The following is a 23,250-nucleotide window of genomic DNA, read 5'->3' on the forward strand; positions in this document are numbered from 1 at the left end:
ATGGAAAGTGTCCTGCTCAGACCCCATCTACCGGACACTTCCCCGGGTGAAGCCGCCGGACGCGTACCCGGAAGTACGGGGACCGGCCACGGCGGCCCGGTCAGCCCTCGGCCACCACCGCGACCGGGCAGGGCGCGTTCTGGAGCAGGAACCGGGCCGCGCCGAAACGGGCGGCGTGCCCGCGCCCGACCACCATGAGCGTGGCCTGCTCGGGCCCCTGCCCCGGCCGGTACCCAGCCGGGGCGATCCGGACCCGCGGGTGCCGTGTCGCCCATTCGGCCAGGTCCCCGTGCGCGGTCAGGGGCGCCCGGCGCAGCGACGCCTCGGCGAAGGCGAACTCGAGCACGGAGGCGTCCGGCGCCCTGTCGGCCACGACGACCGGCCCCGGCTGCGACGGCGGTGGCAGGGGGCCGGGACCGCGGACGACGACGACGGGGCAGGCGGCGTGGGCGGCGACGTAGCCGGCGACCGAGCCGACGACCGCCCTGGGCAGCGCGCTCAGGCCGCGGGATCCCACCACGACGAGGTCGGCCTCACCGGACAGCTCGGCCAGCCGCCGGGCGGCGGAACCCTCGTACAGGTCGGTCGCGACCTTCACCCCCGAGCTGCTCGCGCGGGCGCATTCGGCGCCGTGCCACAGCACGTGCTCGGCCGCCCGGCGCAGGTGGGCCTTGGCCTCCTCCTCAGCCTCGCCGTAGGGCCACTGCCAGGCGTGGACGACGGTCAGGGGCAGCTTCCTGAGCTCGGCCTCGTCGAGCGCCCAGTCCAGGGCCTGCACCGAGAAGTCCGAGCCGTCGTATCCGAGCACGATCCCACCCATGTCAGCACCCCCTTCCCACCCAGCCTCTCCCCGGCCGACCCCCCTCGCGTAGGGCCGTGCGACCGCGCCTCAGGGGCCGTTGGTCCCTCGCTCACCAGCCGGGCGCTGGACGTCCTGGACGTCCAGCGACCGCCTGGAGGACGCCGGCTGGAACACGGCGCGACCGGCACCCGGCTTCGCCCCCTCGCCCGGCTCCATTTGAGTAGGGGGTACTCACGACAGTTCGACGACGTGGCACCCATCCTGAAGAGGCCCTCAGCCTCGGAGCGGAAGGAGGTTCATGAACCCCAAGGCTCTCCTCAGACAGCACCAAGTCCCTGGACGCGGCTTGGCGTAGCCCCGCCTGGGCAGCCCAGATCGACCACAGCGTCTCATCTCGCGCGGCGCGCGGGGGACGACGAGGGCGTGCCCAATCGCGCGGGAAGTCCAGATGCCGGGCGTGCGTGCAGCGACCCCGGTGGCGATGGCCGTCCGTCTCGATCTGGCGCCCCGCGCAGTCGCAACGGCCGATCGAGCCGGCCACCCCATTGATCATCGTCCGCGCTCGCTGACGTCCACTTGGTGATTCACCCCCACGCAGAATGCGAGGTCGGGAGTTGATCGAAATTGTTCTCGGTGTGATCGCGAACGTACTCGGCGATTACATCACCGGATTGCTGACCAATAGGCAGACCGAGCGGAACCGAGCCGAACTGGTCACGCAGATCGAAAGCCAGATCAAGGCGACTCAGGCGTTGGACAGCAAGGTCGAGGCCACGGCCCTGGCGGTCAGAGAACTCGACGTGATCGTCAGGCAGGATAAGGGCCTCTCCTGGCAGGACGACCGCTTGGTCGTTCGGCCATCCGGACTGATCCGGAAAACGCTGCCGTCACCGCAGCAGGCGCTGGACGAGCTGGTCGCCAACATAACCGCACGCCGCCGCGAGCTGGGACTTCCGCTGACGGCCGAGGAGGCCATGGCCAAACGCGACGGCGGACCCGCCGAGGGCGAGCTCGTCCCGCCAGAGCCACCCGCTCCGGAGGCCCCGAAGCCGACTTCGAAGCCGACTCCGAAGCCAGATCTTCGAGCCGAGGTGCTGAACCTGCCGACCGAGGTGCTCCGCGAGAAGGAGCGGCGCCGGAGGGAATCGGGGAGTGACTGAATCGATAGCGCAACGTTTCGCCGATGCTGTCGGCCTTCATCTGATCGCCAATTTCCGGCCTGACGTGAAGCCGGGGACCCCGCTGTTTCTCGGCATCCAGGGCCCACCGGGCGAGGGGAAGACGTACCAGGTCGAGCGGATCCTGGAGAACGAGAGCATTCATTCTGTCCTGCTGTCCGGCGGGGAAATGGAGAGCCCGAACGCCGGAGCTCCGGCGGCCAAAATACGAACCGCCTACCTGGAGGCCGGAACGTACGCCGACACGGGCACTCCGGCGGCGATATTGCTCAATGACGCCGACGCTGCGATCGGCAGCTGGGGCGACCTGACCCAGTACACCGTGAACACGCAGAACCTGATCTCTGAGCTGATGCACCTGGCGGACTATCCGACCCGGGTGGAGGGCAGGCACGTGCGTCGAATCCCGATCATTCTCACCGGAAACGACCTCACCCGCCTGTACGCTCCCCTGCGCCGCAATGGGCGGATGCGCATTTTCAGCTGGCGCATGGATTCCGCGGAGCGGGCCTCGGCGGTGCGCTCGCTGTTCCCCTGGCTGAGGGAGCGGGAGGCCGGCGATCTCGTTCGCAGCTTCCCCGACCAGCCGATCTCCTTCTGGGCGGCGGTGCGACGCCGAATGGACGACACCGCCCTCACCACCGCTCTGCACAGGTACGGGCTCGGCGAGCTTGCCAAGCAGCTCGTCCTGGGCAGCAGGGTGCAGATCAACGACCATCCCCATCCGATCGAGGACATCATCACGGTGGCCAAGTTCGTTTCCGCCGACACGGCACACGATTTCCTCTCGTCCTAAACCGCAGGGAACAGGTATGGCCATTGCCAGGACCGCCACATACACCGCGACCTACGCTCGTGGCGAACTCATCAAGCTCCAAGTGCATCGCATTCTGGCCCGCTGTTCTAATGACCAGGTTCACATCCGCAATCTTCTGCGCGGGGTGGAACGACGCTGGATCAGCGAGATCTCCATCTACGGGCTGGACCAGAACGGCACCTGTCATGTCGAACTCTTCGTCAAGATCGACTGGAGCCGGCACATGCTGCACATGTCCGCTGGGCGGGACACGGTCCAAGTCGACGCGGGCTGGCAGGACGGCATCGCCACCGAGATCGATCTGGCACTGCAGAAATTCGAGCTGGTCACCCGTGAGCTCGGGCTCCGCAAGGTCGTTCACAGCCGCTACGCCTACGGCGTCGACCGGGACATGGCCAACCGAGAACTCGGCATGAGCCCCGCGAACCCGGTGCAGTGGCGAAGTGGCTTCTACGGCACCACCATGAGCATCCCCGAACTGGACGAGGTCACCGCCGGCATCAACCTCGCCAGTAGCGGCTAGGGAGCGGCCGGTCAGGGCGGCGGGCCGCGATGCTGGTGCCGCGGTCACGCCACCCGCCGCCGGCGTGCGGAGTCTCAGCGCACCCGCAGCCCCGTAACGGCGCGGCCGATGATCAGCCGTTGGATCTCCGACGTCCCCTCGTAGATCGCGCAGATCTGCGTAACATCCGACGCGCCCACCTCATCGTGGGAGGTGGGCATGTGAACCAAGAGGCGCGGCTGAGAGCGAGATGGCTGACCAACCCCGCCATTGAGCAGTCATCGATCTCGGAGCAAGAGCGGGACTCGCAGTAACGATTGCTCTCTTCAGCGCCGAGTCTCCTTGCTCCGCCAGGCCGAGAATGTCGTGTCCGCGCTGCCCGCCTCGCGAGAGGCTCCGGCCGAGGGTGTCCACCCGATGGACTGGGCGTATGGCCGACGCCGCGCATGAGTGGGCGAACTACCGCAACGGGCCGTGACATGTCCGGACAATGTCCGGCTGCTGGCCTCGTCCGGCCCATTGCCGGAGACGAGACTTTGGTCAGCCCGCCTTTCGGGTCAGCAGAAGCGGACACGAGTCTGCGCTGTTAGATCGAAAGAAGGAGACGACCATGCGTACGAAGATCATGCGGATTGGGCAAGTGGCCATCGCTACGGCAGCGACGACTCTAGCCATGGCCGCACCCGCACAAGCCCACACAGTCAGGGTGGGAAACAGTTGGGGCTTCGCGGAGATCAACTCCGGTCACACGGAGCTGACTGTCTGCAGGATCCTCGGCAGCTACCCCGATTCCGACGTCTGGGGCACGGTGAGGTACAGCGGCGGCACTCTCATCCGGTATGACGCGCCGACGCGCAGCGGCTTGTGCTGGGTCCACCCCCTACGGTCCAACCCCACCGATATCAGATTCTGCTGGCGTCCTTCAGGAACGAACAACCAGTGCACGACGTGGAGAGCCGTCTGACCGTTCCTGCGGTTCTCGCTTCCTTGGTCCGTGAGCCTCAGGACTAACTGCGCAAACACGAAAAAGCGCCCCGCTCCTCCCAGCAGGGAGTAGCGGGGCGCACTCGTATATCAGTAGACCTATCGCTGGCCGTCCGGGAGGTCCGGCCGTGGGGTGTGCTTGGCTATGAAGCCCACCACGGCCGCCAGCACGGTCGGCACCAGCGGCAGCGTGATCGCCTCGACCCAGTCGGGCAGGAATGCGATCACCGACGGGTCGTCCGCGACCGCCTGCAGCACCGCCATGCCGCGACGCCCGCGAGGTACGACACCAGACCCATCGCCTTGACCTTGGTCTCGACGGGCGGCTTGGAGTAGGTGACCTGAGGATCTGCGTGCATAGCCCCTCCTTCGGGACAGCCCGCTCACAGCGGGTATTCAGGGGAAGAGGTTGAAGATCAGGCGCGGGCCGGCCACGACCACTGGCCGTGATCGGTGCCCTGCGAGCGCGACGTGGCCCAGTAGGAGTGGTTGCCGTCCGGGAACACCTGGAGGTTCACGGCGGTCCCGGCACCCTCGAAGGTGCGCGTGATGATCGCCGGGAGGACGTCGCCGAGCTTGGCGGGCGATCGGACGACACCCTGGCCGCCGAACGACTGCATGCTCTCCAGGTTGACGGGAGTACCTCCTTCGTCGAAAGCGGAACCGCAATCAGCGGTCGAACATCGAGATCTTGGCCATCGACACCGTCTCGACGACCGCCGCAGCGTCGGTCGGATTGATGGTCCGGAGCCGGAGCTGGTTCTTGGTGTTGAGCGCGAACTGGCCGCCCACACTGGACTCGACACGACCGTTGATGTCGGCGCGAAGGACAGCCGCCAGGTGTCCTCCTCGAACTCCTTGCCGTCGCGGGAGTACCGCGACCGGGCCACGTCGATCTCCGTGCCCGGCTTCGTCCCACGGATCTTGACCAGGCCATCCACGGGGCACCAGCGGCTCGCCTTGGCCATGACGGCGATTCCGTCCACGTTGTGGCCGGGCGGGTCGTCGGCGTACTCGGTGTGCCAGCGCACCGCCAACTCGCCGCCGACTGGGACCGCCTGATCCTCTCCGGCACCCAGAGAGATCACCTCGGGCACGTCTTCCTTCAGCGCGGCGACGCGCGACCGGAACATGGTCATGTTGACGGAGTGGGGGTCGGGCTCGGCCATGTTGATATCCGGCGGTGTGGTGGCACACCACGCCTTCCACGGACGGCTGCGGCCCATGCCCCGAGACCGTCACCCGCCCACCTCCGTCACTGGGAAGCCCGTTTTTCGAGCCATGTTGGCAAACCGCGTAAGCCATGGCATATCGGCTGTTCCCCCTACGCAATGTCGTCGGGAACCCTTGGGTCCACCGAGCCCGATGAGCAGGTTCGCGGAGATGACGCGCGCTCTGTGGCTCGGCGTGTCGGCTGAGATCACGCCTGGCCGGGTAGCGATTATGCGCGTAGCCTGCCGTCGTGGCCGACTGGGCAAAGCTGATCGAGGCAATCGCCGGTCTCCTGGGCGCGGTGGCGTGGCCGGTGGCGATCGTACTTGCGACGCGCATCGTGATCAGGCGGCACCGGCTCGCATTCGAGCGACTGATTGATCGGGTGCAGAGCATCAGTTATCCCGGAGGCCAAGTAGATCTTGGTCAGATCGCCATCGAGCAGGAACACCACGTGGGAGCGCTCGTCCAGGAGGCCAGCGCCGAGGATCTGGAGCCTGAGCGGCGGGAGGCGCTGGTACGGCGTCTCGCACGAGAAGCGGAGCGTCTGGGCGGGCTGCGCCTGATGTCGGAGGCCGACCTGACAGCACACGAACGTGTGGTCTTGGATTTGCGCACTCAAGGGCTCAGCCGTGATGCGATCGCACAGCGGTTGAATGTGACCAAGGGTGAGGTGAGCCGACTCCTGGACCGCAGTCGCATCAAGCTGGGTTTCACAGACGAACTGGCCTACCTCCATTACCTGCGCCGGAGGACTGAGGCGCCGGAGGACTAGGTCGTGTATCGAAAGCGCCGGTCACAGCCACCCGTCGCTCTGAGGCAGGGGTAAACCGCTACTTCAGCGGTGGATGTGGCGAGTACGGTGTGGCTGTGGCCGGTGATCGCGTGCAGCGGCGGCTCACGGAGACAGACGCGCGGACGCGAAGGAGCGAATGGTGCCAGGCGCTGTACTGCGAGGGGTGACTCTGGACTGTGCCGACCCGCGGACGCTGGCGGGCTTCTACGGTGCACTTACCGGGATGCGCGAACTCTTCAGTACGGACGAGTTCGTCGCTCTGACGGACGACTCCGGCTGCGATCTGGGGTTCCAGAGGGTTGACGGATACCGGGCTCCGCAGTGGCCGGGTCAGGACGTGCCACAACAGTCCCACCTGGATTTCCGCGCTGACGACCTCGACGCGATGGAAGAGCTGGCCCTGGAACTCGGCGCGGCCAAACCGGACCATCAGCCCGGCGACGGACGCTGGCGGGTACTCCTGGATCCGGCTGGCCACCCCTTCTGCCTGACGTCTTCCTGACATCACCGGCGTTGACAGGTATCCCCCGTCAGACGCCGTAGCGCTCAAGCTTGGGCGAGCGGTTCAACGGAACGGTGCCTTTTGAGGCGATTGATGCCGCGCTCTCCCGCGTACCGAGCCTTGTAGTCGTCCGGGTCGAACTTCGGCGGACGGCCGCCGCGGGAGCCGCGTTTCCTTCGGTTGCGGGCCTGGTCGGCCTTGTCCGGGATGGTGCAGCGAATGCCACGTCTGCGCAGGTAGGCGCGGTTCTTCCGGGAGGCGTACGCCTTATCAGCGCGTACCCGCCTCGGCCGGGTGCCGCGGTCTGCCGGACCCCAGCCGGGGCACCCTGATGCGGCCCAGGACAACCTCGAACTGCGGGGAGTCCCCGCGCTGCCCGGCGGTGATCACGATGGACATGGGCTTTTGCCCCTGCTCGACGGCGAGGTGCGGCTTGGTGGTCAGGCCGCCGCGCGAGCGCCCGAGGCCGTGGTCGTCGGGCTCGACTGCGACACCGCCAGGCGGCTCCTTCTTTCTGCAGGTCCCCCTATTCCTCGCTCCGGCGGCGTGCTGGTGGGCCCGGCAGAGGGTGGAGTCGACGTTGAGGTCCCAGGTGATCAGGTCCTTGGCATCGGCCCGGGCCTGGAGTTCGGTGAAGACGCGCTGCCAGGTGCCGTTGCGCTGCCGGCGGAGGAACAGGTCGTACGCCCGGCCCCACGACCCGTACTCGGCGGGCATGTCCCGGCCAGGAGCCTGTGGTTGTCTGTCTCCACGCCTGCGGCCGTGAACGCCAGCGGTTGCGCCTCACCGGGATGGGCATGTCGCGGCCGGAAACCGGCATATCCCTCCGATCTGGCCGATGCCGAGTGGTTGGTGCTGGAGGGCGAGGCACGGGCGGTGATGGCCGAACTGGTCGCGGTCGCGGGCCGGCCGATGGTGCATGACCTGCGCGCGGTGCTGGACGCGATCGGCTACGTGTCCCGGTACGGGATCGAGTGGCGGGCCCTGCCGGTCGACTGCCCGCCGCATGAGGCGGTGTATGCGTTCTTCGTGCGCCGGTCGCGGCGTGGTGTGCCCGAACGGGCCGGGAGGTTGCGCGGTCGGTTGCGCCTGCTGGCCGGGCGCCGCGAGCTGCCGACGGCCGGGGTGCGTCGACTCCCAGACGGTCCGGGCGGCCGAGATGGTCGGCGCGACGGCCTGCGGGTACGACGCGGGCAAGAAGCTCAACGGGCAGAAGCGGCACGTTGTGGTGGGCACCCTCGGGCCCACGAGCCGCCGCCGTACACGCTGCCCCGGGAGAGACCCACGGGGAAGCCGCGTACTCACAACCTGCTGTTCCGGTGGGCCACCGACGACTTGCACATTCGGCACCGGAACTACGACTTGACCGTCTGGAAGCCCGCGCTCGTCGCGGCCGGGGTCCTACCCGAGCCGACCAGGGACTCACGAGGGCGGCGTCAGTACCTCGACAACCGGCAGCAGGGCACGCACCAGCTTCGCCACTACTTCGCCGGCGTCGCTCTGGCGGGTGGCGTGACAATCAAGAACTTGTGCGAGTACCTGGGACACACGGATCCGGCGCTTACGCTCCGTGTCTATGCGCACATGCTGCCCTCGTCACATGACCGAGTCCGCGAAGCCATCGATCGGCGGTTCCGGCGACCCACGTGCGAAGTTGTTCAGCGGACCGGCAGGCCGGTGACCGCGCGGCCGATGATCAGGCGCTGGATCTCCGACGTGCCCTCGAAGATCGTGTAGATCTTGCTGTCCCGGTGGAAGCGCTCCACCGGGTGCTCCCTGGTGTATCCCGCGCCGCCCAGGATCTGGATCGCCTGCTCCGTCACCCACACCGCCGTCTCCCCCGCCACCAGCTTCGACATCGACCCCTCGGCCTGCTCGAACTGCCTGCCGTTGCGGGCCATCCACGCAGCCCGCCACGTCAGCAGCCGGGCCACGTCCACGCGGGTGGCCATCTCGGCGAGCAGGAAGGCGATGGCCTGGTTCTCGCCGATCCGGCGGCCGAACTGCTCGCGTTCGCGGGCGTAGTCCCTGGCGTACTCGAAGCCGGCCCGCGCGATGCCGACCGCCATCGCGGCCACCGACGGGCGGGTGGTCTCGAACGTGCGCATCGCCGCCTGCTCCCCCGCCCGCTCCCCCTTGCGTACGCGCGCCAGCCGGGCCTCCAGCTTCTCCTTGCCCCCGAGCAGGCACGAGCCCGGTACGCGGGCGTCCTGCAGGATCACCTCGGCCGTGTGGGAGGCGCGGATGCCGTGCTTGCGGAACTTCTGCCCCATCGACAGCCCGGGCGTGCCGGGCGGGATGACGAAGGACGCCTGGCCCCTGGTGCCGAGCGACGGGTCGACCGAGGCCACGACCACGTGCACGTTCGCGATGCCGCCGTTCGTCACCCACGTCTTGACGCCGTTGAGCACCCAGTCGTCCCCGTCCTGGACGGCCCGGGTGCGGATGGCGCCGATGTCGGAGCCGGCGTCCGGTTCGGAGGCGCAGAACGCGCCCAGCTTGACGTCGTTCTCCGTGCCGAACATCTGCGGCAGCCACTCCCCCATCTGCTCGGGGGTGCCGTTCGCGGCCAGGGCGGCGGCGGCCAGGCCGGTGCCGGTGATGGACAGGCCGATGCCCGCGTCGCCCCAGAAGATCTCCTCGAACGCCACCGGCAGCGCCAGCCCGCTCTCCTCGAACCACTGGGTGGCGAAGAAGTCGAGCGAGTACAGCCCGATCTTGGCCGCCTCCTGGATGACCGGCCAGGGGGTCTCCTCGCGCTCGTCCCATTCGGCGCCCGCCGGGCGGATCACGTCGCGGGCGAACGCGCGCACCCAGTCGCGTACCTCGGCCACGTCGCCGCTGAGCTCCGGACAGAACCCCGTCATGTGCTGCACTCCTCGAACCGTCCCATGCGTTACCGGTGGTAACACCCTACCGGCCGGTAGCGTCGCCAGGAATGCCCCGGCAGCCCTCAATCGGGTACGGGTGAAGCTCGATCGCCGGTCGACCTGTGGGCAATGGATCTGTCGTTGCTCCGTGGCCCGCGCGCGGCGGCCCCCGTCTTCACGGTCGGTGGCCTAGTTCGCCGCGGCCGACCTCGCGTGCAGCCGGGCCGAGGCGAGGACGGCCAGGGCGGCCGCGGTCATGCCGATCGCCAGGCCGTACATGAGCGGGGTGAAGCCCCCGAACGCGGCGGCCACCTGCGGGCCGACGCTGCCGCCGACGGCGAGCGCGAAGGAGAACAGCGCCAGCGCCGTCCCGCGCGCCCGGCCGGCGCCGGCGGAGATGGACTCGTTCATGCTGGGCAGCCCGCCGGTGATGGCGGCGACGTAGAGGGCGAGCAGGAGCACCAGCACGGTGGTGCCGGTGACGCCGACGGCCGCGAGCGCGAGGGCGCCGGCCGCCAGGAACACCACCGTCCTGGTCGTCGTGGGGATCCGGGCCAGCCAGGGCATCAGGAGGGGCACCAGCACGATCGACGGCAGCCCGGCCGCGCGCAGGGCGAGCAGCTCGGAGGGGGAGCTGACGCCGTAGATCTGCAGCCCGGTGTACACGGCCACGAAGCCGGTCATCAGCATGATCGTGGCCAGGTAGCGGAGGCCGAGGACGCGGTGGAGCAGGAGGCCGGGCAGCGGGCGGTAGGCCGACAGGGCGGATCCGGCGCCCTCGCGCGGCAGGTCGGGCAGCATGACGGCGCGCACGCCCAGCCCCGTCACCACGAACCCGGCCGCCGACAGCACGAACATCCCGCGCCAGCCGGTCACGTCCACCAGGAGCTGGGCGGCGACCTGCAGCAGCACGGCCGAGGCGAGGAACGCGCCGGTCACCGCCGCGATCGCGACCACGCGGCGGCGCGGCTCCAGCCGCTCGCCCAGGTACGCCATGCCCGCGGGCGGGAACATCGCCACCGCCACACCCTGCACGCCCCGCAACATGAGCGCCACATCAGGAGAGGGGCTCAACGCGACCGATGCCGTCGTGAGTGCGGCCAGCGGCAATCCGATCATCAGCAGTCTGCGGCGGCCGTAGCGGTCCGAAAGGGGGCCGAACACCAGGAAGCCGACTCCGTACCCGATGCCGAAAGCGGTCACCAGCCAGGTCAGGCTGTCGGCCGGCGTGCCCCAGGCGGCGGCCATGTCGTGCAGGAGCGGGATCACCACGTAGAGCTGGCCGCTGACCAGGACGGCGGTGAGGGTGAAGGCGGTCAGCGTGCGCCCGAACGGTGCGACAGGGGCGGCCGGCTGGGCCGGAGGCTGGAGGGGCGGGGTGCGCGGAATGGTTAGTGCCATGTGCGGGGACGGTAGCCAACCAACTAGTTGGATGTCAACTGGATGGTTGGTTTGCAACCAACCGGTTGGTGGCTAGGATGGGCCGTATGGCACCCAAGGTCTCGACCGCCGCCACCCGGGCCGCCCTGCTGGCAGCCGCGCGGGACGAGTTCGCCGCGTACGGAGTGGCGGGCGCCCGCGTGGACCGCATCGCCGAGCGCGCCGGCGTCAACAAGGAGCGCATCTACGGCCACTTCGGCAGCAAGGAGAAGCTGTTCGACGCGGTCATCGAGGAGGCGCTCGACGACGTGACCCGGCAGATCGCGCTGCCGGGGGCCGACCCCGTGGACTACGTGGCCAAGCTGACCGACTACTACCGCTCGCACCCCGACCTGGTGCGGCTGCTGATGTGGGAGGCGCTCAACTACCGTGGGCAGGATCTGCTGCCCGGCCAGGAGATCCGGGTGGCGCGCTGCGGGCGGAAGACGGCCTCGCTGGCGGCGGGGCGCGGGGAGGAGCCGTCGGCCGCGACGGCGCGCATGTTGTTCACGCTGACGGGGCTGGCGCTGTTCCCGTCGATGATGCCGCAGCTCGGGCGGATCATCCTGGGCGAGGCGGCCGACGACCACGAGGGCCTGCGCGACCAGATCGCCGCCTTCGTGGCGGCCGCCCTCAAGTAACACCCCCGTGAGGGAGGCCGCCCTCAAATAACACCCCCTGCGTGACAGCCGCCCTCAGGTAACGCCCCCGCAGTGGCTCCTTAGGAACGCCCCAGGCCGCTTCTCGGATGGCGCCTCTCAGGTGTCGACGGTGAGCATCGGCGGGCGCTCGCCGATGCCGACGTCCCTCGTCAGCGCCTCGTGGCCGCCCTCCACCCGCCGGAACTGAGCCAGCCGCGCGGACGGCGTGTGGTGGGCCTCGATCTTGCCCTGGCGTTCCAGCCGCGACCACGCGGCGAGCATGATCTGCGAGGCCATCGCCCCGAGCGCCTCGACGGACTGCGGCGCGTGCTCGCGCGAACCCAGGTCCACCTGCGCGAACCCGTCCAGCCCGGCCAGCTCCAGCAGGTCGATCAGCAGGCCCAGCTCCACGGCGTAACCGGTCAGGAACGGTACGCGTTCGAGGGCGGAGCGGCGCCCGGCGTACTCCCCCGCCAGCGGCTGCACGAAACCGGCCAGCTCGGGCCAGTGCAGGTTGATCAGGGGGCGGGCGACCAGCTCGGTGACGCGGCCCCCGCCGTTGGGGGTGTCGTGGAGCGGACGGTCATAGCACCCTTTGGCGTACACCACGGTTGGGTCAGCCAAAAGCGGCCCAAGCACCCCAAGTATCAGAGAAGAACGAAAATTCCGGATATCGGCGTCGGCGAACACCAGCACGTCCCCCGACGTGACGGCCAGCGACTTCCACAGCGCCTCGCCCTTCCCGTCGAGCGGCTTGAGCTGCGGCAGGATCTCGTCCTGCGCGTGCACCCTGGCCCCGGCACGCGCGGCCACCAGCGCGGTGTCGTCGGTGGAGCGCGAGTCGATGACCACGAGCTCGTCGACGAGCCCGGCCAGCTCCCGCCGGATGATACCGACGATCTCCCCCACGGTCTCCCGCTCGTCGCGGGCCGGGAGGACCACGCTGACCGTGGTGTCTCCCTTGGCGGCCACCAGATCCCGGAGCGGCCAGTCACTTGCGGACGAAGTACGGCGTCGCAACCATCCGTGCACTTCAGGCAGCATGCGACCCCTCCCCCCGAATCCCCACGTGTCAGCTTATGTGACGGCCCAGCACCCCTTCCGGCGCCCCGCTCCGGCGTTCAAACCTCGCTCACGGGGCGAGTTCCAGGCCCCCGTCGATGGTGAGGACCTGCCCGGTGATCCAGGTGGCGGCGGGGTCGGCGAGGTGCACGATCCAGGTGGCCACCTCCTCGGGGGTGCCCCGGCGGCCGAGCGGGATGCGGGCGGCCTCGTCCTGCTTGATCTGCTCGACGACCGTGTCGGGCAGGCCGGCGGCGGTGAGCGCCTCGCTCTCGGTGGGGCCGGGCGCCACGGCGTTGACCCGGATGCCGTCGCCGGCCAGCTCCAGCGCCCAGCTGCGGGTCAGCTGCTCCACGGCGGCCTTAGTGGCGGCGTAGTGGGCGGCGCCGGGCAGCGGGCGGTGGCCGTAGGTGCTGGAGATGTTGATGATGGTGCCGCGGCCGGCCCGCAGGTGCGGCAGCGCCGCGTGCGCGAGCAGGCTGGGCGCGGTGACGTTGAGCGCCAGCAGGCCGGCGATGCGGTCGGCGTCGGTGTCGGCCAGCGACATGACGGCGGTGGCGCCGGCGTTGTTGACCAGGACGTCCAGGCGGCCCCAGCGGTCGGTGGCCGCCTCGACGACGGCCTGCGGGACGCCCCCGGCGGTGATGTCGGCGGGCATGGGCTCGATGCCGGGCTGCCGGGCGGCGGTCTCGTTCAGGGCTTCGGCCCGGCGTCCCACGCCGAGCACGCGCGCTCCGGCGCGGGCGAGGGCGATGGCGGTGGCCCGGCCGATGCCGGAGCCGGCTCCGGTCACGATCGCGACCTGGCCTTTCAGATGGCCGTTGGGCTGGACGGTCACGTCACACTCCTCTGTTCGCGGCGCTTGTTCGATATTCGTGAAACATCGAACAAGCTACCATGATGGGATGAGACAGGCGCATCACCCTGAAGTTGGCGATATCGGGCTGACCGAGGTGATGGGCGCGCTCAGCGATCCGATCCGGGTCGGCCTGGTGCGGGTGCTGGCCGACGGTCGCGAACGCGGGTGGGGCGAGCTGCGGGCGCCGGTCGCCAAGTCGACGCTCAGCCACCACCTGCGGGTCCTGCGCGATGCCGGGCTGACCCGTACGCGCCAGGAGGGCACCCGCTGCTTCGTGACCCTGCGCGCGCAGGATCTGCAGGTCCGCTTCCCCGGGCTGCTGCAGGCGGTGCTGGCCGCGGCCGAGGACGAGGACGTCGGCCACCAGGTGAGCCTGAAGGACGGCCCGCAGCCCGCCTGATGGCGGGAGCACCCGATCAACGGGTGAGCGGGATGCGGAGCACGAAGCGCGCGCCGCCACCGGGCGTCTCCTCGACGTGCAGGGTGCCGCGGTGGGCCGAGGCGATGCCGCGGGCGATGGACAGGCCCAGGCCGGTGCCGCCGCGGTCGCGGCTGCGGGCGGTGTCCAGGCGGGCGAAGCACTGGAAGACACGTTCGCGGTCGGCCTGCGGGACCCCCTGCCCGTCGTCGGACACTGCCAGCTCGGCATGATCACCCGCGCGGCGCAGGCTCACCTCCAGCCTGTGCGTGGCGTGGCGCCGGGCGTTGTCCAGCAGGTTGTCGAGCAGCCGGGTGATCTGCCAGGAGGCGGCCTCCACCATCACCGCGGGTTCGAGATCGAGCCGTACGTCGTGGGCCCCGGCCCACCGGGCCGCCGCCGTCTCGGCCAGCGTGGTCAGGTTCACCTCCGCCAGGCTTCTGCCGAGGTCGTCCTCCAGGGTGACCAGCAGGTGCAGGTCGTTGACGATGTTCTCCAGGCGGTCGAGGTCGTCGGCCACGTGGTGCAGCAGTACGGGCAGATCGATCTCGTCCGGGTGCAGCCGCGCCTCCTCCACCTGCACGCGTAGCGCGGCGAGCGGGGTTCGCAGCTCGTGCGAGGCGTCGGCGGTGAACTGGCGCCGCCGATCCATCAGCTGCTCGGCGAACGTCCGCGCCGCTTTCAGCTCTTGGGCGCACGTGTGGAGCTCCGGCTCCATCGCCCGCTCACCCGCGCTCACGGGTCCATCGCCTCGTGCAGGCGCCGGTCCGTACGCGGGCCGGCCGGAGCGGCTGAACGGGCGAGGGGCAGGCGCAGCACGAAGCTCGCGCCACCCGCCTCGGACTCTCCGACGTGCAGGGTGCCGAAGTGCGCCCGGGCGATGTCGCGGGCGATCGCCAGTCCCAGGCCGGTGCCGTTCCCGTCGAGGTGGCGGGCGGCCTTCAGCCGGGTGAAGCGATGAAAGATCCGCTCCCGTTCGCATTCGGCGATGCCCTCCCCGTCGTCGGCCACCGTCAGCACGGCGTGGCCGTCGTCCCGGCACAGCCGGACCTCGACCAGATGACGGCAGTGCCGCTGGGCGTTGTCCAGCAGGTTGGTGAGCACCCGGCCGATCCGGATCGGGACGACCTGGACGGTCATGCCGGGCTCCAGCCGGAGCTGGACCTCGATGCGGTCGGATCTGCGGGCGATCTCGCCGCGCACCAGCTCGGCCAGGTCGACGTGCTGCGGCCGGACGGGCGGGCCCGACTCCATCTCGGCGAGGATCCGCAGATCGGTGATGATCATGCTCAGCCGGTCGACGTCTCGCAGCGCGCGGGTGAGGAGGTCGCCGAGGTCGGTCTCGTCGGGATACAGGCTCGCCTCCTCCAGCTCCGCGCGCAGCCCCGCGATCGCCGTGCGCAGCTCGTGCGCGGCGTCGGAGGCGAACCGCTGTTTCTTGCGCAACTCGCGTTTCAGGTCGCGCACCTTGTCGCAGGCCGCTCTGATCGCCGGCGCTGCCCCTCCGTCACCGGTCGGGCGTGGGGCCTCGCCGTCGTACAGGGGCATGACGTTTGCCGTCACAACACGACTTCCTTCCGCTCGCGTTCGCACCGGAGATATCGCCGCAGGTCATCGGTCGGTGCATCCCGTTGTCGTCTCGGCTACCAGCTGAGACAGGTCACTCTCGGTGTCTGTGACAGCTCCTGGATTCAGTGGCCGGTGTCACAGATCGACGACAACGCGCAGTGACAGGAGCGAGACCCTGCCACCACGGGGGCCGGATGGTCGCGCGGGCCATCGATGGGCTGCCCCGCGGTTCGAGCCAACCTCGCGAGCTGCTGTTCGGCCGCGCCTTCGTGGTCGCGGCCGGGTGTCTGGCGATCTGGCGGCGTGGAAGAACGTCACGTGGTTCGCGCCGTCGCGGCCTTCGTCAGGGAGCCCGTCATCCGTTCCGCGGCGGCCGCGGGCCGCGTCATCGCCATCCGCCTGCTGCCGCTCGCGGCGCCCCGGATCGGCGTGGCCGCCGTGGTCGCCGCGAGCACAGCCTTCTGCGTCCTGCTGGTCGCCGTCACGAGCGCGACTGCGGCGGTAACGGCCCATTCGGCAGGGACACCGCGGCGAGCTTGGCCGGGTTCAGCATCCACAACACCTGGTCGATGCCCTGGTCCGAGGCGTTGACCGTGATGACGGCGAACAGCTGCCCGTCCCGGCTCAGCAGCGCGGAGGGCCGGCCGTTCGTGCTCCCCCAGCCCACGTCGACGCCGTCCCAGAACCGGCCGGAGAACGCCTTGATGACCTTCGCCAGCCGCGTCGCCCCCACCACGGGGAAGCGTGCCGCGCCGCGTACGGCGCCGCCGCCGTCGGAGTAGCTGACCACGTCCGCGGTGAAGAGCTCCTCCAGCGCGGTCAGGTCGCCGGAGCGGGCGGCGGCGACGAAGGCCGCCAGCAGCCTGCGCTGCTCGTCCGTGGTCACGGGCCGGCGGCGCCCGGCGAGCACCCGCTTGCGGGCCCTGCTGACCAGCTGGCGGACCGCCGTCTCGTTGAGCCGGACGATCTCGGCGATCCGCTGGTAGGGGTAGTCGAACGCCTCCCGCAGCACGTACGCCGCCCGTTCGGTGGGCGAGAGCCGCTCCAGGAGCATCAGCACCGCGACCTCCAGGGCCTCGCCGCGCTCGGCGCCGAGGTAGGGGTCCGCGCCCGTGTCGACGGGCTCGGGCAGCCAGGGCCCGATGTAGGTCTCGCGGCGCACGCGGGCGGACTGGGCGGCGTTGATGGCCAGCCGCGTGGTCACCGTCGCCAGGAACCCGGCCGGGCTGTCCACCGTGGAGCGGTCGTACGACTGCCAGCGCAGCCAGACGTCCTGCACCAGGTCCTCGGCCTCGGCCGCGCTGCCCAGCATCCGGTAGGCGATGCCGAACAGGCGCGGCCGCACGCCGTTGAACACCGCCGCGGCCTGTTCGAGATCTTCAGGCCCGCCGGGCTCGCCGGTCGGTACGGTATCCGTCACAGTTCATCGCCCCCGCCCTGCGCCTACCCCTTGAGCAGCGGGGACAGGCCAGCGGCGGGTAACAGTCCGGGAAGGTTTCCCCCGTCAGGAGCTCAGCCCTGGATCGACTTGGTCTCAAGATACTCTTCGAGGCCCTGCCGGCCGAACTCGCGGCCGTTGCCCGACTGCTTGTATCCGCCGAACGGCGCCAGGACGTTCCATTCGCCGCCGTTGACGTCCACCTGACCCGTGCGGAGCCGGCGGGCGATCGCCATCGCGCGGTCGGGGCTGCCGAAGACGGCGCCGGTGAGCCCGTACATCGTGCTGTTGGCGATCTCCACGGCCTGGTCGTCGCCGTGGTAGGGGATGATCGTCAGGACGGGCCCGAAGATCTCCTCCTGGGCGATGACCGCGTCCGGGGCGACGTCGGCGAAGATCGTCGGCCGTACGTACGCGCCCCCGTCCAGCCCGGCGGGCCTGCCCGGGCCGCCGAGGACCAGCCGGGCGCCGTCGGCGACGCCGCGCTCGATGTAGCCCTCGACCCGCCGCCGGTGCTGCTCGGAGGCCATCGGCCCGATGAGGGTGGCCTCGTCCATCGGGTCGCCGACGACGTAGCCCTTCGCGGCGGCCACGGCCAGCTCGATCGCCTCCTCCTGCCGCGACGCGGGCACCAGCATCCGCGGCCACGCGCCGCAGACCTGCCCGCCGTTGGTGTAGGTCATGGCCACGCCGCGGGTGACCGCCTCGGGGAAGTCCGCGTCGTCGAGGATGACGTTGGCCGACTTGCCGCCGAGCTCCAGCGTGACCCGCTTGACGGTCTCGGCGGCCGCGGCGGCGATCAGCCGGCCCGCGCGGGTGGAGCCGGTGAACGACACCATGTCGATGCCCGGATGTGCCGAGATGGCCGCGCCGACGGTCGGGCCGGTGCCGTGGACGACGTTGAACACCCCGGCGGGCAGCCCCGCCTCGGCCGCGACCTCGGCCAGGATCGCCGCCGTGAGCGGCGCGATCTCCGACGGCTTGAACACCATGGTGTTGCCCGCCAGCAGGGCGGGTGCCAGCTTCGAGACGATCTGCTGGAGCGGGAAGTTCCACGGCGTGATGGCGCCGACGACCCCGATCGGCTCGCGCACCACCAGCGAGCTGCCGATGCGCTCGGACCAGGCGAAATCGGGGGCGAGCGCGGCGAAGGACGCCGCCACCGCGACCGGGAAGCCCGCCTGCGCGGCGCGGGACAGCGTGATGGGGGCGCCCATCTCGCCGGTGATCGTGGTGGCGATCTCCTCGTTCCGGCCGCGCAGCCCGTCGGCGATGCGGCCGACAACCTGCGCGCGTACGGCCGGGTCGGTGGCGGCCCAGCCGGGGAAGGCCGCCCGCGCCGCGGCGACGGCGCGGTCCACGTCGGCGGTGGTGCCCTCCGGCACCTGGGCGACGACGGCGCCGGTCGCCGGGTTCACCACGTCGATCATATGGGTGGATCCGGGGACGCTCCGGCCGCCGATCCAGTGGGTAGCTGTCTTGACTGTGGTTGTGCTCATGAGACGACCGTGGCAGCGGGGCGGGGCCGGAGGAATGTCCTGCCGATCCGGGGATCCGGCCGGGCGCGGTCCCCGTTCTGCCTGTCCAGGGATCGGCAGAGCATGGATACGGGAGGGCGGCGGCCCGATACTCGGCACGCCAAGGAAACATTTCCGGCCGGGAAGTGTTCATGGAGGCGGACGTATCAAGAGGAGGTCGACCATCGTGGACCGGGCCCGACTCGCCGAGTTCCTGCGCAGCCGCCGGGAGGCGTTGCAACCGGAGGACGTGGGGCTGCCCCGTGGCGGGCGGCGGCGTACGGGCGGGCTGCGGCGCGAGGAGGTCGCCGTGCTGTCCGACATGTCGGTCGACTACTACAGCCGGCTGGAGCAGCGGCGCGGGCCGCACCCGTCGGAGCAGATGCTCGCCTCCATCGCCGGTGGGCTGCGCCTGTCGCTGGAGGAACGCGATCACCTGTTCCGCCTGGCGGGATACGCCACCCCGCAGCGGACCCTGCGGGCCGACCACATCAACCCCGGCATGATGCGCATCTTCGACGGCCTCGAGGACGCCGCCGCCCAGGTCGTGAACTACCTCGGCGAGACGCTGAAGCAGACCCGGCTGTCGAAGGCGCTGATCGGCGACGAGACCGTACGCACCGGGATGGCCCGCAACCCGCACTACCGGTGGTTCACCGATCCCGGCGCGCGGGCGATGCATCCTGAGGACGACCACCCGGCGCACAGCAGGCTGATGGCGGCGAACCTGCACGACCTCCACACCCGCGACCGCACGGACCCGCGCACGGCGGCGATCGTGAACGCGCTGCTGGCCGAGAGCGCCGAGTTCGCCGAGCTGTGGGGCGAGCACCCGGTCAGCCGCCTCTACTGCCCGCAGAAGCGCATCCGGCACCCGGAGCTCGGCCTGCTCGAACTGCACTGCCAGACGCTGGTCGACCCCGATCAGTCCCAGAGCCTCGTCGTCTACACCGCGCCGTCGGGCAGCGAGAGCTACGACAAGCTGCGCCTGCTGTCGGTCATCGGGGACCAGCGCCGCTAGCGGAAAAATTACCCGCGCACCGGTCCGGCCTGTCACAAATCCGGCTTCTGTCCTGTCGTCCTTCCGGGACACGTTCTTGTGACAGACCGGAGGGGCACCATGCAGTCGCGAGAAATACGGCCAGAGGGCCGGCCAGGACGGCGACCCGAGAGACAGGTCGCCACATCCGTCCTGGTCATCGGCACGGGAGGGGCCGGGCTGCGGGCCGCCATCGAGCTCGCCGAGCGCGGGGTCGGCGTCCTCGCGGTGGGCAAGCGGCCGAAGGCGGACGCGCACACCTCGCTCGCGGCGGGCGGCATCAACGCGGCGCTCGCCACGATGGACCCGGAGGACAGCTGGCAGCAGCACGCGGCCGACACCCTCAAGGAGAGCTATCTGCTCGCCAACCCGGAGACGGTGCGCATCGTCGCCGAGGGCGCGGCGCGGGGCATCGAGGATCTGGAGCGCTGGGGCATGCCGTTCGCCCGGGAGGAGGACGGGCGCATCTCGCAGCGGTTCTTCGGTGCCCACACCTACCGGCGCACCGCGTACGCCGGGGACTACACGGGGCTGGAGATCCAGCGCACGCTGATCAACCGGGCGGCGCAGCTCGACGTCCCCATTCTCGACACCGTGTACATCACGCGCCTCCTCGTCCGGGACAACGCGGTCTTCGGCGCGTACGGATTCGACCTGACCGACGGCACCCGCTACGTCATCCATGCCGACGCGGTGATCCTGGCCGCCGGCGGGCACACCCGGATCTGGCGGCGTACCTCCTCCCGCAGGGACGAGAACACCGGCGACTCCTTCCGCCTCGCCGTCCTCGCCGGCTGCCGCATCCGCGACCCCGAGCTGGTGCAGTTCCATCCCTCCGGGCTCATCTCGCCCGAGAACGCGGCCGGCACCCTCGTCTCCGAAGCGGCCCGCGGCGAGGGCGGGATCCTGCGCAACCAGCTCGGCGAGCGGTTCATGTCCCGGTACGACCCGGAGCGGATGGAGCTGTCGACGCGGGACCGCGTCGCGCTGGCCGCGTACACCGAGATCAAGGAGGGCCGGGGGACCCCGGACGGCGGCGTGTGGCTGGACGTGTCGCACCTGCCGCGGCAGACGATCATGACACGGCTGCCCCGCGTCTACCAGACACTCCTTGAGCTGCAGATGCTCGACATCACCAAGCAGCCGATCGAGATCGCGCCGACCGCGCACTACTCGATGGGCGGCGTCTGGGTGCGGCCCGAGGACCACGGCACGGGCGTCGACGGCCTGTACGCGATCGGCGAGGCGGCCAGCGGCCTGCACGGCGCCAACCGCCTCGGCGGCAACTCGCTCATCGAGCTGCTCGTCTTCGGCCGCATCGTCGGCCAGGCGGCGGCCGAGCACTCCGCGGGCCTGGAAGCCCAGCGCCGCTCGGCCGAGGCGCTCGACGCGGCGCGGGCGGAGGTGGACGAGCTCCTCGCCGCCGACGGCCCCGAGAACGTACGGGCGCTGCAGCGGGCCCTGCGCGACATCATGACGGAGCACGCCGGCGTGGTGCGCGACGAGAGCGGCCTGCTGAAGGGCCTCGCCGAGCTCGCCGCGGTGGAGGCGCGCATCGAGAACGTCGGCGTGCACCCGGACATCGCCGGCTTCCAGGACCTGGCGCACGCCTTCGACCTGAAGTCCGCGGCGCTCGCCGCCCGCGCGACGATCGAGACCGCTCGTGAGCGGCGCGAGACCCGCGGTTGCCACAACCGCTCCGACCACCCCGAGCTCGACCCCGCGCTGCAGGTCAACTTCGTGTGGTCCGGCCCCGGATCGGTGGAGAAGGAGAGCATCCCGCCGATTCCGGCCGAGATCGCGGCGCTCATGCGCGAGGTCTCATCCGCCGGAAAGCTCGTCGAGTAACTCCCCCATAACCCGTGAAAGGACCACAAGGATGAGCTCTGTTGTCGTGGGCGTGGATGACTCCGAGGCGAGCCTGCGTGCCGTGGAGTGGGCCGCCGCCGAGGCGGAACGCCGCGGGCGGCCGCTGGAGATCGTGCACGCCTTCATCTGGCCCCTCCTGAAGGCGCCCCTGGGCCCGGCGCCGGGCGCGCCGCCCGAGGGCGGCCTCCGGCACGCCGCCGAACGCGTCGTGGCCACGGCGCTGGACCGGGCGCGGGCGGTCGCGCCCGGCATCGAGGTGACCACGGACATGCCGGAAGGCGATCCACTCAACGCGCTCCTGCGTCGTTCCCACCAGGCGGGACTCCTGGTCGTGGGCAGCCGCGGGCTCGGCGAGGTCGGCGGGCTGCTGCTCAGCTCGGTCGGCGCCCGGCTCGGCGTCGTGGCCCACTGCCCCGTCGTCGTCGTACGCGAGCCCGCCACGCCCCGCGGCCCCGTCGTGGCCGGGATCGCCGGGCACGGCGAGAGCGAGGCGCTGCTCCCCTTCGCGTTCGCGCACGCCGCCCGGACGGGGAACGACCTGGTGCTGGCGCACGTCGGCCCGGACGGGTCGGCCGACCCGAGCCCCACGGGCCTGCCCGAGGAGACCCTGACCAAGTGGCAGGAGCTCTTCCCCTCGGTCACGACCGTCCAGAAGTCCCTCACCGGCCACCCGGGCAAGGCGCTGATGCACGCCGCGTCGGCGGCGTCCCTGCTCGTGGTCGGCTCGCACCACCGGCGCGAGCTCAGCGCGCTGGTGCACGGCTCGGTCAGCCAGGCCGTCCTGCACCACGCCACCTGCCCGGTCGCGATCGTCCAGGTCCATCGATAGGCCCGCGCCCGAGCATCGTCGATGGCTTGATCAGGCACCAAGAAAGATTTTCGCGGCAGCTGTCACAAGCCCGGCGGCTGCCCTGTCTTAGCTGACGACCGGAGGGCAAAGCTGTCCCCGGCGGACAGAAAGGATGTCCCATGAAGATCGTGGTTATCGGCGGCACCGGCCTGATCGGGTCGAAGCTGGTGACGAAGCTGGGCGAGCACGGTCACGAAGCGGTGGCCGCGTCGCCGAACACCGGTGTGAACACCCTCACCGGTGAAGGGCTGGCCGAGGTGCTGGAGGGCGCGCAAGTGGTGATCGACGTGTCGAACTCGCCGTCGTTCGAGCCCGCGGCGGTGATGGAGTTCTTCCAGACCTCCACGGGCAACCTGCTCGCCGCGGAGAAGGCGGCCGGTGTCGGGCACCACGTGGCGCTGTCGATCGTGGGCACGGAGCGGATGCCCGAGAACGGCTACTTCAGGGCGAAGATCGCCCAGGAGGGGCTCATCGAGAAGTCGTCGATCCCGTTCTCGCTGGTGCACGCCACCCAGTTCTACGAGTTCGTCCGGGCCATCGCCGATTCGGGGACGAAGGACGGCAAGGTGCACATGGCGCCGGTGCTCTTCCAGCCCATCGCGGGCGACGACGTCGCGCAGGCGGTCGGCCGGACCGCGGTGGGCGAGCCGCTGAACGGCAGGATCGAGATCGCCGGGCCCGACCAGTTCCGGATGGACGAGTTCTTCCGCCAGGCGCTGGCCGACCTGGGCGACCAGCGCGAGGTGGTCACCGATCCGCACGCGACCTACTTCGGCAGCGAGCTCACCGAGCGGTCGCTGGTGCCGCTGGGTGACGACGCGACCCTCGGCACGATCCACTACCGCGACTGGGCCGCCCGGAACACGACCGGCAAGTAGCCCTGATGCCCATAGTTCACGAGAGGTA

Annotated in this window: 26 protein-coding genes and 1 pseudogene; 12 read left to right on the forward strand and 15 right to left on the reverse strand. The window is 70.3% G+C overall.

The features are described 5' to 3' along the window. Positions 1-100: 100 nt before the first annotated feature. Positions 101-820: a universal stress protein gene (locus tag ACBJ59_RS03720; RefSeq protein WP_375108739.1), complete on the reverse strand. Its 720-nt coding sequence runs from the start codon at positions 818-820 to the stop codon at positions 101-103. A gap of 596 nt (positions 821-1,416) precedes the next feature. Between ACBJ59_RS03720 and ACBJ59_RS03725 the strand changes: the two genes are divergently transcribed. Genes ACBJ59_RS03725 through ACBJ59_RS03735 form a run of 3 tightly spaced genes read left to right on the forward strand, consistent with a single transcriptional unit; the run spans position 1,417 to position 3,320 of the window. Next, complete coding sequence (locus ACBJ59_RS03725) at positions 1,417-1,962, forward strand: hypothetical protein (protein ID WP_375108740.1); 546 nt, start codon at positions 1,417-1,419, stop codon at positions 1,960-1,962. Continuing rightward, complete coding sequence (locus ACBJ59_RS03730; RefSeq protein WP_375108741.1) at positions 1,955-2,776, forward strand: AAA family ATPase; 822 nt, start codon at positions 1,955-1,957, stop codon at positions 2,774-2,776. Before ACBJ59_RS03725 ends, ACBJ59_RS03730 begins: the two co-directional genes overlap by 8 nt. Before the next feature lie 16 nt (positions 2,777-2,792). Beyond that, entirely contained in the window at positions 2,793-3,320 is a 528-nt protein-coding gene (locus ACBJ59_RS03735; protein ID WP_375108742.1) for a hypothetical protein, read from the forward strand. 74 nt (positions 3,321-3,394) lie between these two features. Here the strand turns inward: ACBJ59_RS03735 and ACBJ59_RS03740 are convergent. From ACBJ59_RS03740 to ACBJ59_RS03755, 4 genes and pseudogenes are all read right to left on the reverse strand, one after another. Then, positions 3,395-3,510, reverse strand: a pseudogene (locus ACBJ59_RS03740) (acyl-CoA dehydrogenase family protein); the annotation flags it as partial. Between the two features lie 872 nt (positions 3,511-4,382). Continuing rightward, on the reverse strand, positions 4,383-4,547 hold the full coding sequence (locus ACBJ59_RS03745) for a hypothetical protein (RefSeq protein ID WP_375108743.1): 165 nt from the start codon (positions 4,545-4,547) through the stop codon (positions 4,383-4,385). Next, complete coding sequence (locus tag ACBJ59_RS03750) at positions 4,508-4,642, reverse strand: hypothetical protein (RefSeq protein ID WP_375108744.1); 135 nt, start codon at positions 4,640-4,642, stop codon at positions 4,508-4,510. Before ACBJ59_RS03750 ends, ACBJ59_RS03745 begins: the two co-directional genes overlap by 40 nt. Positions 4,643-4,699: 57 nt before the next feature. Further along, the gene (locus ACBJ59_RS03755) at positions 4,700-5,452 is read right to left on the reverse strand and encodes a hypothetical protein (protein ID WP_375108745.1); all 753 of its coding nucleotides are present in this window, start codon (positions 5,450-5,452) and stop codon (positions 4,700-4,702) included. Positions 5,453-5,745: 293 nt separating this feature from the next. Here ACBJ59_RS03755 and ACBJ59_RS03760 point away from each other — a divergent pair, with 293 nt between their 5' ends. Together ACBJ59_RS03760 and ACBJ59_RS03765 are read left to right on the forward strand one after the other, a co-directional pair. After that, positions 5,746-6,270, forward strand: coding sequence for a hypothetical protein (locus tag ACBJ59_RS03760; protein ID WP_375108746.1), 525 nt, complete (start codon positions 5,746-5,748; stop codon positions 6,268-6,270). A 157-nt stretch (positions 6,271-6,427) separates the two neighbouring features. After that, positions 6,428-6,793: a VOC family protein gene (locus ACBJ59_RS03765; RefSeq protein WP_375108747.1), complete on the forward strand. Its 366-nt coding sequence runs from the start codon at positions 6,428-6,430 to the stop codon at positions 6,791-6,793. A gap of 270 nt (positions 6,794-7,063) precedes the next feature. Here the strand turns inward: ACBJ59_RS03765 and ACBJ59_RS03770 are convergent, their stop codons facing one another. Continuing rightward, on the reverse strand, positions 7,064-7,510 hold the full coding sequence (locus tag ACBJ59_RS03770; protein WP_375108748.1) for a hypothetical protein: 447 nt from the start codon (positions 7,508-7,510) through the stop codon (positions 7,064-7,066). Positions 7,511-7,531: 21 nt separating this feature from the next. Between ACBJ59_RS03770 and ACBJ59_RS03775 the strand changes: the two genes are divergently transcribed. Beyond that, positions 7,532-8,530: a transposase gene (locus ACBJ59_RS03775; protein WP_375108749.1), complete on the forward strand. Its 999-nt coding sequence runs from the start codon at positions 7,532-7,534 to the stop codon at positions 8,528-8,530. On the opposite strand, the gene ACBJ59_RS03780 is transcribed toward ACBJ59_RS03775, so the two are convergent. Together ACBJ59_RS03780 and ACBJ59_RS03785 are read right to left on the reverse strand one after the other, a co-directional pair. After that, positions 8,452-9,660, reverse strand: a complete 1,209-nt coding sequence (locus ACBJ59_RS03780) for an acyl-CoA dehydrogenase family protein (protein WP_375108750.1) — start codon at positions 9,658-9,660, stop codon at positions 8,452-8,454. The two genes, ACBJ59_RS03775 and ACBJ59_RS03780, sit on opposite strands and share 79 nt — an antisense overlap. A 192-nt stretch (positions 9,661-9,852) precedes the next feature. Then, on the reverse strand, positions 9,853-11,064 hold the full coding sequence (locus ACBJ59_RS03785) for an MFS transporter (protein WP_375108751.1): 1,212 nt from the start codon (positions 11,062-11,064) through the stop codon (positions 9,853-9,855). A gap of 86 nt (positions 11,065-11,150) precedes the next feature. Between ACBJ59_RS03785 and ACBJ59_RS03790 the strand changes: the two genes are divergently transcribed. Beyond that, entirely contained in the window at positions 11,151-11,723 is a 573-nt protein-coding gene (locus ACBJ59_RS03790; RefSeq protein ID WP_375108752.1) for a TetR/AcrR family transcriptional regulator, read from the forward strand. 117 nt (positions 11,724-11,840) lie between these two features. On the opposite strand, the gene ACBJ59_RS03795 is transcribed toward ACBJ59_RS03790, so the two are convergent. Beyond that, the gene (locus ACBJ59_RS03795; protein ID WP_375108753.1) at positions 11,841-12,767 is read right to left on the reverse strand and encodes a glucosyl-3-phosphoglycerate synthase; all 927 of its coding nucleotides are present in this window, start codon (positions 12,765-12,767) and stop codon (positions 11,841-11,843) included. A gap of 88 nt (positions 12,768-12,855) precedes the next feature. Continuing rightward, the gene (locus tag ACBJ59_RS03800; RefSeq protein WP_375108754.1) at positions 12,856-13,623 is read right to left on the reverse strand and encodes an SDR family NAD(P)-dependent oxidoreductase; all 768 of its coding nucleotides are present in this window, start codon (positions 13,621-13,623) and stop codon (positions 12,856-12,858) included. 67 nt (positions 13,624-13,690) lie between these two features. On the opposite strand from ACBJ59_RS03800, the gene ACBJ59_RS03805 reads away from it, so the two are divergent. Next, positions 13,691-14,044 carry an ArsR/SmtB family transcription factor gene (locus ACBJ59_RS03805; protein WP_375108755.1) on the forward strand — a complete coding sequence of 118 codons (354 nt, stop codon included), beginning with the start codon at positions 13,691-13,693 and terminating at the stop codon, positions 14,042-14,044. A 16-nt stretch (positions 14,045-14,060) separates the two neighbouring features. Here the strand turns inward: ACBJ59_RS03805 and ACBJ59_RS03810 are convergent, their stop codons facing one another. The 5 genes from ACBJ59_RS03810 to ACBJ59_RS03830 all read right to left on the reverse strand — a co-directional run bounded on the left by ACBJ59_RS03810 (position 14,061) and on the right by ACBJ59_RS03830 (position 18,568). Then, a complete protein-coding gene (locus ACBJ59_RS03810) occupies positions 14,061-14,801 on the reverse strand; it encodes a sensor histidine kinase (protein WP_375108756.1) in 741 nt (246 codons plus the stop codon). Next, a complete protein-coding gene (locus ACBJ59_RS03815) occupies positions 14,798-15,625 on the reverse strand; it encodes a sensor histidine kinase (RefSeq protein WP_375108757.1) in 828 nt (275 codons plus the stop codon). Before ACBJ59_RS03815 ends, ACBJ59_RS03810 begins: the two co-directional genes overlap by 4 nt. A gap of 320 nt (positions 15,626-15,945) precedes the next feature. Next, positions 15,946-16,116, reverse strand: coding sequence for a hypothetical protein (locus ACBJ59_RS03820; protein ID WP_375108758.1), 171 nt, complete (start codon positions 16,114-16,116; stop codon positions 15,946-15,948). Further along, positions 16,113-17,051, reverse strand: coding sequence for an RNA polymerase sigma-70 factor (locus tag ACBJ59_RS03825; protein ID WP_375108759.1), 939 nt, complete (start codon positions 17,049-17,051; stop codon positions 16,113-16,115). The genes ACBJ59_RS03820 and ACBJ59_RS03825 overlap by 4 nt, the downstream gene beginning before the upstream one ends. Before the next feature lie 92 nt (positions 17,052-17,143). Next, complete coding sequence (locus ACBJ59_RS03830; protein ID WP_375108760.1) at positions 17,144-18,568, reverse strand: aldehyde dehydrogenase family protein; 1,425 nt, start codon at positions 18,566-18,568, stop codon at positions 17,144-17,146. 205 nt (positions 18,569-18,773) lie between these two features. Here ACBJ59_RS03830 and ACBJ59_RS03835 point away from each other — a divergent pair, with 205 nt between their 5' ends. From ACBJ59_RS03835 to ACBJ59_RS03850, 4 genes are all read left to right on the forward strand, one after another. Continuing rightward, positions 18,774-19,607 carry a helix-turn-helix transcriptional regulator gene (locus ACBJ59_RS03835; protein ID WP_364123311.1) on the forward strand — a complete coding sequence of 278 codons (834 nt, stop codon included), beginning with the start codon at positions 18,774-18,776 and terminating at the stop codon, positions 19,605-19,607. A gap of 99 nt (positions 19,608-19,706) precedes the next feature. Further along, a complete protein-coding gene (locus tag ACBJ59_RS03840; RefSeq protein ID WP_375108761.1) occupies positions 19,707-21,473 on the forward strand; it encodes an L-aspartate oxidase in 1,767 nt (588 codons plus the stop codon). A 31-nt stretch (positions 21,474-21,504) separates the two neighbouring features. Further along, positions 21,505-22,323: a universal stress protein gene (locus ACBJ59_RS03845; RefSeq protein WP_375108762.1), complete on the forward strand. Its 819-nt coding sequence runs from the start codon at positions 21,505-21,507 to the stop codon at positions 22,321-22,323. 140 nt (positions 22,324-22,463) lie between these two features. Continuing rightward, entirely contained in the window at positions 22,464-23,222 is a 759-nt protein-coding gene (locus tag ACBJ59_RS03850) for an SDR family oxidoreductase (RefSeq protein ID WP_375108763.1), read from the forward strand. The last annotated feature ends 28 nt before the right edge of the window (positions 23,223-23,250 follow it).

Origin of the sequence: Nonomuraea sp. MTCD27 (assembly GCF_041950495.1) — a bacterium.
Taxonomy (GTDB): domain Bacteria; phylum Actinomycetota; class Actinomycetes; order Streptosporangiales; family Streptosporangiaceae; genus Nonomuraea.